This is a genomic window from Sulfurifustis variabilis (assembly GCF_002355415.1).
Classification (GTDB): Bacteria; Pseudomonadota; Gammaproteobacteria; order Acidiferrobacterales; family Sulfurifustaceae; genus Sulfurifustis; species Sulfurifustis variabilis.
This window is the reverse complement of sequence record NZ_AP014936.1, coordinates 2,006,804-2,021,369: the sequence shown is the minus strand read 5'-3', so window position 1 is coordinate 2,021,369 and position 14,566 is coordinate 2,006,804. Positions and strand designations below refer to the sequence as shown.

Annotated in this window: 6 protein-coding genes and 1 tRNA gene; 6 read left to right on the top strand and 1 reads right to left on the bottom strand. The window is 65.9% G+C overall.

Annotation, left to right across the window (positions count from 1 at the left end; genetic code table 11):
* The first annotated feature begins 58 nt into the window (after positions 1-58).
* From SVA_RS09695 to SVA_RS09670, 6 genes are all read left to right on the top strand, one after another.
* Positions 59-5,185: an OmpA family protein gene (locus tag SVA_RS09695; RefSeq protein ID WP_197703149.1), complete on the top strand. Its 5,127-nt coding sequence runs from the start codon at positions 59-61 to the stop codon at positions 5,183-5,185.
* 248 nt (positions 5,186-5,433) lie between these two features.
* Complete coding sequence (locus SVA_RS09690) at positions 5,434-6,969, top strand: PgaA family protein (protein WP_096461033.1); 1,536 nt, start codon at positions 5,434-5,436, stop codon at positions 6,967-6,969.
* Entirely contained in the window at positions 6,969-8,510 is a 1,542-nt protein-coding gene (locus SVA_RS09685) for a polysaccharide deacetylase family protein (protein WP_148665434.1), read from the top strand. The genes SVA_RS09690 and SVA_RS09685 overlap by 1 nt, the downstream gene beginning before the upstream one ends.
* A gap of 2 nt (positions 8,511-8,512) precedes the next feature.
* Positions 8,513-10,222, top strand: coding sequence for a poly-beta-1,6-N-acetyl-D-glucosamine synthase (gene pgaC / locus SVA_RS09680; protein ID WP_096461031.1), 1,710 nt, complete (start codon positions 8,513-8,515; stop codon positions 10,220-10,222).
* Between the two features lie 331 nt (positions 10,223-10,553).
* A tRNA-Ser gene (locus tag SVA_RS09675) sits at positions 10,554-10,641 on the top strand.
* 187 nt (positions 10,642-10,828) lie between these two features.
* The gene (locus SVA_RS09670; protein WP_096461030.1) at positions 10,829-11,776 is read left to right on the top strand and encodes a crotonase/enoyl-CoA hydratase family protein; all 948 of its coding nucleotides are present in this window, start codon (positions 10,829-10,831) and stop codon (positions 11,774-11,776) included.
* 10 nt (positions 11,777-11,786) lie between these two features.
* Here SVA_RS09670 and SVA_RS09665 read toward each other — a convergent pair whose 3' ends face one another.
* The gene (locus SVA_RS09665; protein WP_096461029.1) at positions 11,787-14,483 is read right to left on the bottom strand and encodes an ATP-binding protein; all 2,697 of its coding nucleotides are present in this window, start codon (positions 14,481-14,483) and stop codon (positions 11,787-11,789) included.
* Positions 14,484-14,566 lie beyond the last annotated feature (83 nt).

Below are 14,566 nucleotides of genomic sequence, written 5' to 3'. Positions count from 1 at the left end.
GCCTGGCGACGAGGACAACAACGATTGAGTGAACCGGGAAGCTGTTGAAAGGGGAAGCGTGAAGAAGGCGTCCGTCATGTTGCTGGCGTGCTTCGTTTCGGCCGCGATCGCGGCCGAAACCGGCACGCCTGCCCGGGCCGTAACGGCTGCCGCGCCGGTGGCCGACCGCGTCACGCAGGCGTCCGCGCTCGGCGCGACGGTCGAGCGGCACGGCGCGCCGGACGAGCCCCGCACGGCGTGGACGCTGGACGAACAGGCGGGCGAGCAGGGCGACAGGATCGAAAAGCGCCAGGTGCTCGCACCGGAGGTGAAGACCGTCAAGCTGCAGAGCCTGGTCCCGCCGATCCGGTTCGCGTCGGGCGAAGCCGAGATTCCGGACGGTTACACGGCGCTGCTCCGCGGCGTCCTCGATCGCATGAAGGACCGGCTGAACGTCCGGCTGCATTTCGTCGGTCATACCGACAACATGCAGCTCGTCGGCGCCGCGAAGGTCCGGTACGGCGACAATCTCGAGCTCTCCCGTGAGCGCGCGGCGACCGTCGCCGAGTATTTCCAGCGGGCGCTCAACGTGCCGCCGGAGTCGATCTCCTTCGAGGGCGCCGGCGAGGACAAGCCGATCGCGACCAACGCAACCGAGGAGGGGCGCGCGCGGAACCGGCGCGTCGAGGTCGAAGTGTGGTACGACGAGGTCGGCGAGAAGCTGGTCGAGCAGGAGGTCGTCGTCGGGGACGAGATCAACCGCGTGAAGGTGTGCCGTGTCGAGACGGTGTGCAAGCTGCGGTACCGGGAAGGCCACGCCAGGCGGGCGCGCATCAAGAACCTGATTCCGCCGCTCCATTTCGAGGACGAAGCGACCGGCATCCCGGATGAATTCCTGCGGAACCTGCAGCAGGCGCTCGTCAACCTCCAGGGCAAGCAGAACGTGACGGTCAGGTTCATCGGGTACACGGACAGCCTGCCGCTGACCGGGCGGGCGGAGCGCATCTACGGGACCCACGAGGCGCTTTCGAAGGCCCGGGCCCGTCGCGCCTCGCTCGCCGTGCAGGACGCGCTGAAACTGCCGACCTCGGCGCTCGAGGTGGACGGCCGGGGCGCCGCGCAGCCGCTCGCGTCCAACGACACGGCGAAGGGCAGGGCACTCAACCGGCGTATCGAGGTCGAGTTCTGGTACGACGACGCCCTGCAGGAGCTGCCGGACGAGCCGCAGATCTGTCCGGAGGCGGCGGGCGCGGAGACGGTCACGCGCGTCTATGATCCGCCCGCCGGCGGCATCAAGCCGATTCTGTACGAGCACGGCAAACCCGTGATCCCGCCGGGCTACGCGGAGTATCTGAAGGAGGTCATGGACGGCATCCAGGACAAGACCCGCGTGCGGCTCCGCTTCATCGGCTACACGAACAACGAGCGGCTCGAGCGCCGCACGGCAATGGTGTACGGCGACGACATCGGGTTGTCGACGGCGCGCGCCCGCCGGGCGATGGCGGCGGTGAAGGAGCAGCTCGGGCTCACCGACCGCCAGGTGGAGTTCGAGGGGCGCGGCGACGTGCAGTCGAACGACGTCGTGAACACCGGTTTCATCGAGTCCGACACCGCCCGGGTGGAAGTGCAGGTCGTGTACGACGAGCTCGCCTCGCTCGACGACGACAGCCTCGAGGTCACTCGCCTGACGCGCGAGGTTGAGCCCAAGGATCCCTTCGCGCTCAACCTCATGCGCATCACGGTCGACGGCAAGCCGGTCGACGACCCGGGCAAGGGCATGTCGGACATCCAGCGCTGTACCGACGTGGCGCTCGACAAGGCGCAAATCCGGTTCAGGTTCGACAATCTCGAGATCAAGCCGCGGCTCAACGCGAGCGCCTGGCCGACCACTGTCCGCTACCAGGACGATCCGGAAACCGAGCTCCCCGAGAACCTGGTGCAGTTCCGCGCGCACTCGAACTACCCGGGCCTGATCGAAAAGGCGGAAGTCCGGATATTCGAAAGCCTCCGGTCCGAGCGGGACGCGCCCCTGGCCGTCGTCGAAGTGAACGAGGACGGCTACGCCGAGTGGCAGGCAACGTTTGACGAACACGAGGCGCCCGGCCGTGAGCTGAAATACGTACTTCGCGTCTACGACCGGGACGGGCGGTTCGATGAAACCGGGCCGCAGCCCCTCTGGGTGGTGGACGCGCTCGTGACCGACGTCCGCGATCACGACCCGGCGCAAGAGCTTCTCGTCGGTTACGGCGAGACCCGGCTGGCGGTGGAGAACATCGAGAAGACGGGCGGCACCGTCCGGGTCCAGGGCACCGGCATACCAGGGGAGCACTCCGTCTGGCTGGCCGGCCGGGCCGTGCCGGTCGACCCCGAAGGCAGGTTCGTCGCCGAGACGATGCTGCCGCCGGGGCTGCACACGGTGGAGGTCGCCGTGCTCGACAAGAGCGGCAACGGCGAGCTCTTCCTGCGCGATCTGGAGCTCAAGCGGAACGACTGGTTCTACGTCGCCATCGCCGACATCACGGCGGCGAAGGACCGGACCAACGGTCCCGCCAGGCTGGTGACCGGGGACGAGACGCATTACGAGAGCGATTTCAACATCGACGGCCGGCTCGCGTACTACACGAGCGGGAAATTCGGCGACGGCTGGCGGCTCGTCTCCAGCGCCGACACGCTCGAAGGGCCGGTCGAGGACCTGTTCAGCAACTTCCTGGACAAGTCGCCGGGCGCGCTCTTCCGGCGCATCGACCCCGACTACCACTATCCCACGTTCGCCGACGACGGCAGCGTGGAGGACGACGCGCCGACGCTCGGAAAGTTCTATGTCCGGCTGATGAAGGACGCCAACTACGGTCTGTGGGGCAACTTCAAGATCGCCTACACCGACAACAACCTGGCGCACGTCGACCGCGGCCTCTACGGCGCGAACGCCCATTACCAGACGGGCGCGACCACGAGCTTCGGGGAACAACGGTTCATGGTCGACGGATTCGCGGCCGAGCCGGGGACCGTCGCGGGACGCGACGAATTCCTCGGTACCGGCGGCTCGCTCTACTTCCTGCGCCACCAGGACATCCTGACGGGCTCCGAGCGCGTCCGCATCGAGGTGCGGGACAAGGATTCGGACCTGGTCATCGGCGTGAAGAACCTGACGCCGGTGCTCGATTACGACATCGACTACCTGCAGGGCCGGATCCTGCTTTCGGAGCCGCTGTCCGCGACGGCGAGCGACGATCTGCTCGTCGCGAGCGACTCCATCACCGGGAACCCCGTCTACCTCGTGGTGCGCTACGAGTTCACGCCGGGGGTGGACGACCTCGACACGATGGCCGTCGGCGGGCGCTCGCATTTCTGGGTCACCGACCACGTGAAGCTCGGCATCACGTCGAATCGAAACGAAGAGGACGGCAACCGGAGCAGCCTGAACGCGGCCGACCTGACGCTGAGAAAGAGCGCGCAGTCGTGGATCAAGCTCGAGACGTCGACGAGCGAGGGGGCCGGCGCCGCGTCGCTCCAGTCCAACGACGGCGGCTTCAGTTTCGGCACCGTGGACCCGTTCGCGGACGAGAATACCCGAGCGGGAGCGTATCGCGTGGACGCCAGCCTCGGCTTCGGGGATATCTTCGAGGGCGCCGGCGGGCGGCTTGCGCTCTACAAGCAGAACCTCGAGGAAGGGTACTCGGCACCGGGTCTGCTGGCGCCGACGCAGACGGACCACTACGGCGGGCTGCTGCAGACGCCGCTTACCGACAAACTCAGCCTGCAGGCGAAGACGGACAAGCGTGTGCGGGACCAGGGGCTCGAAACGAGCGCGAGCGAGTTGGATCTCAGCTACCAGCTGACCGACCGCTGGAGTCTCGGCTCGGGGTTCCGGCGCGACGAACGGATCGACAGGACGCCCGACGCGGAAAAACCGGTGACCCAGGTGGAGGGCGAACGGACCGATGTGGCCGCGCGCGTGACCTACGACTCCCGCGCGCGCTGGCTCGCGTACGGATATCTGCAGGATACGGTGGACCGGACCGGCAATCGCGAGGAGAACGGTCGCTTGGGCGCGGGCGGTTCGCTCCGTGTCGGCGACCGGTGGAAGCTCACGGGCGAGGTGTCGGACGGCGACCTCGGCGCGGCCGGCAAGCTCGGGACGGAGTTCCTCTACTCCGACCGGACGAGCCTGTACCTCAACTACGCGCTCGAGAACGAGAGCGCGGACAACGGCGTGCGGGCCAGAAAGGGCAATGCGGTGTCCGGGTTCCGCACCCGCTACTCCGACAGCGTGAGCGTCTACCTCGAGGAACGGTACGCGCACGGCGACGTCCCCACGGGGCTGACGCACTCCACCGGGGTGGACCTCGCACCGACCGACCGGCTGAATCTCGGCGCACGGCTCGACCTGGGGACCCTGACGGATCGTGAGACCGGAGCGGAAACCACGCGAAGCGCCCTGGGCCTGAGCGTCGGTTACGGCTTCGAGTCGGTCAAGCTCGCGACGGCGTTCGAGTACCGCGTGGACGAGATCGAGAACCCGATCGACGCGAGCGTCGCCGAGACCACGACCTGGCTGATCAAGAACAGCCTCAAATACCAGATCGTTCCGGATTGGCGCCTGGTCGCCAAGCTGAATCACGCCGTGAGCGACAGCTCGCTCGGCGAGTCATTCGGCGGCGACTACACCGAGGCCGTCGTCGGATACGGTTACCGCCCGGTCGACAATGATCGTCTCAATGCGCTCTTCAAGTACACGTACTTCTACAACATGCCGACCGCCGGGCAGGTGACGCAGGTGGACGGAACGACGACCGCGGCGAGCAGTGTTCCCGCGGACTACGTACAGAAGAGCCACATCTTCTCGCTCGATACGATGTACGACCTGACGCGGCGCTGGACGATCGGCGGGAAATATGCGTATCGCCTCGGACAAGTCAGCCTCGACCGGGAGAGCCCGGAGTTCTTCGACAGCACCGCGCACCTGTACGTGCTCCGGGCCGACTGGCGCTTCCTGCGACGCTGGGACGCCCTCGTCGAGGCACGCATGCTCGACTTGCCGGACGCCGGTGACCGGCGCAGCGGCGCGTTACTTGCCGTCTACTGGCACATGGGCAACAACGTCAAGCTCGGCGTCGGCTACAACTTTACCGACTTCTCCGACGACCTGACCGACCTCGATTACGACAGCAAGGGACTGTTTCTAAACGTGATCGGGAAGATGTAGGTGTCGGGGTCCGGGTCCGGGCACCCCGGAGGCCCGGGTTTCGCGGCCCCGATTCCCGTTGTATTTCCCTGGGCGTTGCGCTGTTGAAATCGCGGCCGCACCCGGTCGGCCGGCCGGCTGACCTCAGGGAAACCGCACTGCTGGAACGGATATTGCACTAATCAGGATCGAGAAAACCGGGTTGGACCCCTCGTTCTTCGTACATCGCCGCGCGACCAGTCCGAAACCGCACGCCGTGGGAGGCTCCGTTGATCGGGGGGTTCAAACGCCTTTGTCTGGGTGGCGCGCTCATGCTCGCGAGCGCGCCGCTCGTCGCGTCCGGAATCGAGGGCACGTACGCCGCGCACACGCGCGCGGTCGAGCTGGCGCGTGACGGCCGTCATGAAGAGGGGCTCGCCATCCTGCGGGACCTGCTCGCACGTTTTCCCGACGACTATCCCCTCAATCGCGATTACGTCCTGATCAGCCAGTGGAGGGGCGATTGCGACGAGGCGCTCGCCCGCTTCCAACGTATCCGCGGCCGATCGAGCCTGGACGATTACCTGACGGCCGCCGTCGCCGACTGCGCCGTCCAGCGCGCCCGCACGGGAGACTACGAAGCGGGACTCGAGGTGCTGACCGACCTGCTGCCGCGGGTATCGGATCCGTACGCCCTGCGTCGCGATATCACCCTGATCATGATCTGGACCGGGGATTGCGAGCGCGCACTCGGCTGGTTCGATCCCATCCGCGACGACCCGCGACACGAACCCTATCTCGTGGTGCCGGTCTGCGACTGTCTGCTCGAGCGCGACCGCACGACCGAGGCGCTCGCCATCGTGGAGGCCGCGCTCGCGCGTTCTCCGGACGATGTCACGCTCCGCCATGCGCATGCCAAGGCCGAGATCGCCCTGCGGGTGGACGAGGGTATCGTCGAGGACCGGCCCGCGATCGAAGCGGGGCTCCTGACCGACGAGGCGGACCGCAGCCCCCGTGAATGGCTGTTCCGGACGGAGGCGAGCGAGGCGATCGCCCCGCGCATGCGGGCGCACGCACGTTTCCTCGGATCGCGGGCCGCCGATCCGGATTTCGACGACGGCGAGATGAACCGGGTGGGGATGGGTCTGCGGTGGCGCCCAACGGCGCGTTGGCAGCTCACGCAGGAGTTTTCCCGTGACACCGCACGGTCGGGCCTCGGGGGCGGTCATACCTCGCTGGAATACCGTCCCTACGAGACGTGGCGCATCGTCGCGGAGCATCACACCTTCGCCGAAGACATTGCCTTGGCCGCGCGAGCCGCCGGTATCGAAGCCGACCGCTCCGAGGCGGGTGCGGAGTACAACAGCCTGGATCATGTGTGGCACTGGCGCGCGAGCGCGGCCCGCTACGGCTTCAACGACGGGAACCGGCGCACGAGCTTGTACGGGACGGTGGGCTACGCGTACGGGATGCTCCCCGAGCGGGAGCAGCGCATCTACGGAGAGCTCTACACGTCGCGTAACACGCTCGCGGATGCCGTTTATTTCAACCCGAGCGAGGATCGTAGCGTCGGTCTGGTGCACCGCACGGATTTCGTCTTCGATTCGCGCTTCCATCGTCACGTCGATCGCCTGTACCTCACCGCCGCGGCCTACCGACAGGAAGGGTTCGGAACGGCGCCCAAGTGGGGGTCGAAGTACGAACAGCACTACGACTTCGATCGCGCGCGATCGCTGGTTGTGGGGATGGCCTACGACAGCAACGTCTACGACGGGGAGCGCGAGGGCGAGTGGCTGCTCGACGTCCAGTATCGGTGGCGTTTCTGATGCGCAGGCTGCTCGTGCTGCTCGCGGCCCTCGCCGTCTCTCCCCTGCAGGCGACCGAGATTCCGGCGATCGCGTACCACGACATCGTGGATGCGGCTACCGGCGACGCGTACGCGATCACGCTTCGGGATTTCGAACGGCAGATGGCTTACCTCGCACGGCGGGGCTACACGCCGGTGAGCCTGAGGCTCCTCGACGACGTCCGCGCGGGACGGGCGCGCCTTCCATCGAAGCCGGTTCTGCTGACGTTCGACGACGGCCTGCGCAGCTACTACACGCACGCGTTCCCGGTTCTCGAACGATACCGGTACCCGTCCGTTCTGAGCGTGGTCACGGCCTGGGTCGACGCCCGCTCGCTGCCCGACGGCTACCGGACACCGCTCCTGACCTGGGACGAGCTGCGGACGTTGGCACGGTCGCCGCTGGTCGAGATCGCGTCTCACACCGATGACCTGCACCGGGGGGAGCCCGGTAACCCTTGGGGAAGCGTGCGGCCGGCCGCGGTGGCCCGGATCTACCGGCCCGAGACGGGGCGCTACGAGACCGAAGCGCGCCATCGGGCCCGCGTGCGAGCGGACCTCGGGCGTGCGATCGGGCGCCTGCGCGAGGAGCTCGGCGTCGCGCCGCGCGCCATCGCCTGGCCTTACGGGCAGTACGACGGGACGCTCGTGGAGGAGGCGGCCCGCCTCGGCATGGCGTACCACATGACGCTGGACATCGATCCGAACCGCATCGACTCGCTGCCGCGGATCAATCGCGCCACCTTCCGGCGGTATCGCGCCCTGGCCGACTTCGGCGATGCGCTCGGCTTCAAGGCGTACCGTCGGCAGCAGCTGCGCTACGTACAGATCGACTTCGACGCGTTCGCGGGAAAGGATATCGGCGAACAGAGGCGGCTGGTGAGCCGGCTCGTAGAGCGGCTGCAACTACTGCGTGTCAATTCGGTGATCCTGCGGCCGTTTACCGCGGATGCCCGGCGCGCGTTCTTTCCGAACGGTGCGCTGCCGATCGAGAGCGATCTCCTTAGCTACGTCGTGCACCAGATCGTCTCCCGTGCAGACATTTTCGAGATTTACATGCGGCTGCCGGCCGGGATCGAACGGATGCCGCCCCGGTTCTTCGCCGATCTCGGGCGCCACAGTCGATTTTCAGGGCTGGTCCTCGAGGCAGCCGAGGCCGGCACCGTTGCGGACGTGCGATCCGCGCTCGAGGCCTACAGGCCGAACCTGAAGCTGGCGGTGGCGTCGACCCAGCCGATACCGGGAACGGATTACCTGTTCGCTGAGTTCGACGGTGGCGAGACTCCGGACCGGATCGCCCGGCTCGCGCGGGAACGAGCCGCGGACGGACGCGAAGTGCTGTTTCTGATCAAGGGCGCGGAAAACGAAACCGCTACGCTGCGCGCACACATGCGCGTCCTGCGGGCGGCCGGGGCACGCCATTACGGCTACGGTCCGGACGACTTTCTCGGTCGGGTCCCGGACGCGCGCCAGATCGCCGTGCCGCTTAGCGAGCACACCATCGCCGTCGGGCGCAGGTAGACATGGAAGCGGTATTTTTCTTCGTTTTCTTCTACCCGCTGTTCATGGCCATTTTCTGGATGATGGGGTCGGCGATCTTCTTCGTCCGCAGGGAAAAGAGGGCGCGCAGACCGCCCCGGCTCAAGGCGTATCCGAAGATCGCGATCCTCGTCCCCTGTCACAACGAGGAGCTGATCATCCGGGACGCCATCGAGCAGCTCTCCGAAAACGAGTACCCGAATTTCGAGATCATCGCGATCAACGACGGGAGCACCGATCGCACCGGGGAAATACTGGCCGAAATCGCGTCGGGCCATCCGAAGCTGCGCGTGGTGACGCTGACGCACAATTACGGAAAGGCGATGGCGCTTCGGGCCGGCACGCTCGTGTCGTCGGCCGAATTCCTCATGTGCATCGATGCCGACGCTCTGCTCGCGAAGGATGCGCTCTTCTGGATGATGGAGCACTTCCTGAACGGCCCGCGCGTCGGGGCGGTCACCGGAAATCCGCGCGTGCTGAACCGCACGAGCCTGCTCGCCCGCATCCAAATCGGCGAGTTCTCGGCGATCATCGGTATGGTCAAGCGCAGCCAGCGCAACCTCGGGCGCCTTTTCACCGTATCCGGCGTCAACGCGTGTTTCCGGCGCGCGGCGCTTTATGACGTCGGCTTCTGGTCGTCGTCCACGGTGACCGAAGACATCGACATCAGCTGGAAACTGCAGCTCAAGCACTGGGATATACGTTACGAGCCGCGAGCGCTCACGTGGATCCTGGTTCCCGAGAAGATCGGCGCGCTCTGGCGTCAGCGGCTGCGCTGGGCGCAGGGCGGCGTGGAAGCGGCCATCCGCTACTTCAGAGACATGAGCCGGTGGCGCAGCCGGCGGATGTGGTCGGTTTACGCCGAGTACTGGGTCGGGGTGCTCTGGTGCTATGCGTTTCTGCTGACCGTCGCCTGCTGGGCCGGCACCCGGCTCTGGCCGGAGTGGCCGGTCGCCATGCGGGTATCCACGCTCATACCCGGCTGGACCGGCGTGATCCTCGCCGTCACGTGCCTGGCGCAGTTCTCCGTGGGCCTGTACATCGACAGCGTTTACGAGCGCCGCGGGCTCCTGCGTTATCTGTTTTGGGCCATCTGGTATCCCGCCATCTACTGGCTGATAAGCGCATTCACCACCGTCGTGGCGGTGCCCAAGGGAGCCTGGCAGTACCGCAGGACGCGCTATGCCGTGTGGAAGAGCCCTGCCAGAAGACTGCGCGATCTGCTCGTCTGGATGCGACCGCGCGGCCGCGACCGGGGCCACGTCTTCGCGGAGCACCCGCTCGTGGTGCATTCCCGTCGGCTCGCCGAGCTCCTGGTCACGGTCGTCTTCTGGGGGCTCTGGGTATACTTCGTGACGCCGCTCGTGAGCCTGTTGCTGTGGCTCGCCGGAATCTATCTCTTCGTCGACCGCATGATCTCGATGGGCGGATATCGGGCGTTCGCCGATCAGCTCGTGCACTATGCCGCCGCGGTCTTCGTCATGTGGTTCCTTCTCACCGCCTGGGTGCTGTGGAACCAGACCCGGTACGGCCGGAATGAACGGCGCACCGTGCGTCCTCCGCACGTATCCGAGGCCAAGATGGCGAAAGCCATGGGTCTGGAGCCGGAAACGGTCGTCTCGCTCCGGGTGAAGAAGAAGATCGCGCTCCACTTCGAGTCCGAAGCCCGTCCGTGCATCGAGCACGCGAGCTAGCCCTGTCCCTCAGCGGTGGTCCTGCGGTATGTTCGCGCTACGAACGGGGGGTCGAGCGGCGCAGGGGGCGGGTCCAGTCGCCGGGCAATCGCGGGGAGCCGGCGAGCCTCGACGGCGAAGCCGGCCGCCAGTAGGAGCACCGAGTTCATCGGAGAGGTGGCCGAGTGGTTTAAGGCGGCGGTCTTGACCAATTCGCCGGGAGCGAATTGGGACATCGCGAAGCGATGGCCCCGAAGGGGCGAGGCACAGGATGTGCCGAGCAAAACCGTTGGCCCGCGGCCGGCGAGCCTCGACGGCGAAGCCGGCCGCCAGTAGGAGCACCGAGTTCATCGGAGAGGTGGCCGAGTGGTTTAAGGCGGCGGTCTTGAAAACCGTTGGCCCGCAAGGGCCCGGGGGTTCGAATCCCTCCCTCTCCGCCATTCTCCGACCGACGCGCGCTCCCGGACGAACGTGTCGCGCGTGCGGACGTGCGGCCGATCGCGTTCCGGTTCGCGCCCTTAGAAACCGTTTCTAAAGCTCACAAGGCGGCGCGAGCGGCTCTCTCTTGTCACGAACCGGCCGAGTCTCTACGATGGAAACGGGAGTCAATCAAAGGAGAATCACAGAATGGAGCTCGCTGCGCAGGCCACGCTTCCGTTTACCGATTATGCACATCTGCTGACCCAATACGATCCCGAACGGCGCTCACTCTGGTACTACCTGGCGCCCAAGCCCCGACCGGCCTTCACGCCGGGTCTTCTTGCCGATATTCTCGATTTTCAGCACCGGGTCGCCGACTCGCTGAAATCCCCGCTCCACAACCCTCATTCCGTCGACTACCTCGTGCTGGCGTCCGCCACGCCCCGGGTGTTCAACCTCGGCGGCGATCTCGATCTTTTCGGCCGGTTGATCCTGTCCAACGATCGCGCGGGACTGATGAACTACGCGAACGCGTGCGTCGAGGCGGTTTACCGCAATGCGTCCAATCTCGGCTGTCCGTCACTGACCACCATTACCCTGGTCCAGGGAACGGCGCTCGGTGGAGGCTTCGAAGCCGCGATCTCGAGCAACGTGGTGATCGCCGAGCGTGGGGCGCAATTCGGGTTTCCCGAGATCCTGTTCAATCTCTTTCCCGGGATGGGCGCGGTCAGCCTTCTCTCGCGCCGCATCGGCATGGTGCGGGCCGAGCGGTTCCTCAAATCGGGCAAGCAACACACCGCAGAAGAGCTGTACGAGGCGGGTGTGATAGACGTGCTTGCGAACGAAGGGGAGGGGATACACGCGGTGAACAACTTCATCCGGCAGCACCGTCGATCCCGAAACGGGCTGCTGGCGATACGCGACGCCAAGGCGCGCGTGCAGCCGCTGACGCGAGAAGAGCTGTCGTCGGTCGTGGAGATCTGGGTCGACGCGGCTCTCCGGCTGACGGCGCACGACCTCAAGGTCATGCGCAGGCTGGTGGCCGCACAATTGAGGCTCGATGCGGGAAGCGAACGGACGGCCGCGGCCGAGGACATGGGCGGCGAGTCGGTCATTGCCTTTCCCGCCCATACGGCGGCGGGCCTCGCGTATTGAACGCGGGAGGTCAGGCTTCGGTCGTGCGTCTGCGCACCAGTACGCCCGGGGAAAGGGTCAGGCCGCGAAGCTCGCCGAGGGCCTCGAGGAAACACGCTTCCACCTCGGCGAGCAACCCGCCGCTTTCCTGCCGGAACTCGACGAAGCCCACGCCTTCGGCGCGCTGGCAGACGTCCGCGAGTCGAAGGGCGCCCATGTTCGCGGCGTTTCCCTTGAGCGCGTGAAGTGCCTCGCAAAACCCGGCGTGGTTCCTCGCGCCGGACGCCGAGCGCATCTGTAAGAGCAGCCGGTAGCCGTCTGTTTCGAAGCTCTCGACGACCTGCCGGAACGCGGCGGGATCGACGTACATGCGGTCGAGCTCCGAGAGCAGATCGAGATCCAGAACGTCCGGCGACGCTTTCGGCGCACCCGGAGAGGAGGCGGGCCGACGCTTGTTCAAGTCGGTTACTTCGTGATCGTCCACAAGGCGGTCCACGGTGGACAGCAGCAAATCGGCACTGACCGGTTTCGTCAGATACGCGTCGGCACCCGCATCGGCGCATTCCGTTTTCGCCTCCATCGTCGCATTCGCGGTCAGGACGACGATCGGCAGTGAGGAGCGAGGATTCAGGAAACGGTATTGCCGAATCAGATCCACCCCGTCCATCCCCGGCATGTGCATGTCGATGACGGCGACCTTGTAACGCCCCGTGGCCAGGCGCTCGAGCGCCTGCTCTCCGTCCTGCACGCTGTCTACTTCGTAATTCGCCCGTTCGAGCATCTTCTGGAGGATCAGGAGATTGGTCCGGTTGTCGTCCGCGATCAATGCGCGGCGGCAGGCGTTGCCGCGCGCGTTCCAGGCCCACGGCTCGACCTGTATGACGGCCCGATCGCGCTCGGCACGAAATGCGGGCGAAGCGCGCAGCGCGTTCCACAACAGCGGAAAGGAAGGGGTCGCGGGAAGTGCCGCGAACATTCCGGCTTCGCGCTGCAGTTCCTCGGGCAGGATCCGGTCGGTCAGGAGAATGAGCGGAACCTGCGCGGCAAGGGTCTTCTCGGACAGCCCGCGGGTATCGCCATTCTCCGGATCGACGCCGTCGAGCAGGATGCCGAGCAGCGGGTTGCCCAGGCGGATCGACCGCGCGAGCGCCGCTGCGGCCTCGTCGTGATTGCGAACCCGCAGCAGGCTTATTCCCGCCGGTTCGAGGATGGACGAGATGGTTTCCGTCCGGTCGTCGGTCTGAGCGAGGAAGATGACGCGGGCGCCGTCGGGCGGGCGGTCGGGTGCCGGGACGTCGCTTGCGCCGCGGAACGGAAGCTCACACCAGAACACGGATCCCTTTCCCTTGATGCTGCTCACTCCGATGCGGCCTCCCATCAGCTCGGCGAGCTGTTTGGCGATGGTCGTACCGAGCCCGGTGCCGCCGTACCGGCGCGTCGTGCTCGTGTCTTCCTGGGTGAAGCTGTCGAACACGCGCTCCAGCGCCTCCGGCGCGATTCCGATGCCGGTGTCGTGCACTTCAAAGCGCAGCACGAGGCGCTCCGGCGCGACCGCCCGCAACTTGACCTCGAGCGCAACGTAACCCTCGTTGGTGAACTTGATGGCGTTGGAGAGCAGATTGAGCAGGATTTCCCGCAGGTGATGCGGGTCGCCAACCAGTGAAAAAGGGGTGGCCGGGTCGATTCGAACGACGAGCCGAAGCGACTTGTCGCTCGCGGCGAAGCGGACCATGCGGGCGGCATTGTTGACCAGCTCGTGGAGATCGAAATCCACCTGCTCGAGAGACAGCTTGCCGGCCTCGATCCTGGAAAAATCGAGGACGTTGTCGATCTGCCTCAGGGACACGGCGACGGAATCGTTGATCACCTCGAGCAGCGATCTCTCTTCGCGGCCCAGCCGTTTCCCCGCGAGGAGAAGTTGCGTGGTGCCCACGATCCCGTTCAGCGGCGTCCGCAGCTCGTGACTCATGCGCGCGAGAAAGCGGCTCTTGGCTGCGCTGGCCTCTTCCGCGCGCTCGCGAGCCTGGGTGATCTGCCGGATCAGGTGCGAGACATACACAGGCAGCAGGATCAACGAGATCAAGACCCCGAGGGCGAACATGGGGTGGGTTTGCCAGAAAGGCGAGAGCATGAAAACAGCCGAAAAACCGGCGACGCTCAGCAGCGCGCTGACGACCAGCGCCGGGAGGCCGAAGCGGAAGCCGTTCCCGAGGGTGACCCACAAGTACAGTACGGACAGGGGTGCGCCTACCTGTTCCGTGGCGATCATGAGGTACGAGATGGCACCGATGTCGGCCACATTGGTGACGATGCGCCTGAACCGCGATGGCCCCTTGTCTCGCAAGGCGAGATAAGCGACAGCGGCCGAAAAACCGAGAAAGGAGGTGGAGAATAGGAGCCAACCCGGCGGGCCATTCGAAAGATCGAGGGGGATGTGGCTGGTCAGGAGATACGCGACCACGCCGGAGCTCACGAACAGCCGGACCAGGGCCTGGCCCTGTTCGCGTCCCAGCGCGTCTGACCGCTTCAGGCGGAATCGTCGAACGTAGCGTGCCAGGGTTCCCGCAGCGATGGGCGTCATGGTATCAACGACGGCCGCCACGGGCGGGTGGGTTGCCACGATGTGAAACGTAGGGCACGAAGAAGACCCTCCCAGCGCATCGGCGTGATTGGAGGAGGCACGGACAAACCCCTTGATTGCCGTAGAGTTTAGCTCGATTGCCGCCATAAAAGTCAAAAATTTGAAGCGATAGTCCTATGCCATTGAAAAAGATGGATCTATTACGCGATAGGAACGGTGGTATCACCGCC

What these genes read in the sequence shown, in the direction of transcription:
- SVA_RS09685 (WP_148665434.1), top strand. Translation starts at nt 6,969, where the DNA reads ATGCGCAGGCTGCTCGTGCTGCTCGCGGCCCTCGCCGTCTCTCCCCTG.
- pgaC (WP_096461031.1), top strand. Translation starts at nt 8,513, where the DNA reads ATGGAAGCGGTATTTTTCTTCGTTTTCTTCTACCCGCTGTTCATGGCC.
- SVA_RS09670 (WP_096461030.1), top strand. Translation starts at nt 10,829, where the DNA reads ATGGAGCTCGCTGCGCAGGCCACGCTTCCGTTTACCGATTATGCACAT.
- SVA_RS09665 (WP_096461029.1), bottom strand. Translation starts at nt 14,483, where the DNA reads ATGGCGGCAATCGAGCTAAACTCTACGGCAATCAAGGGGTTTGTCCGT.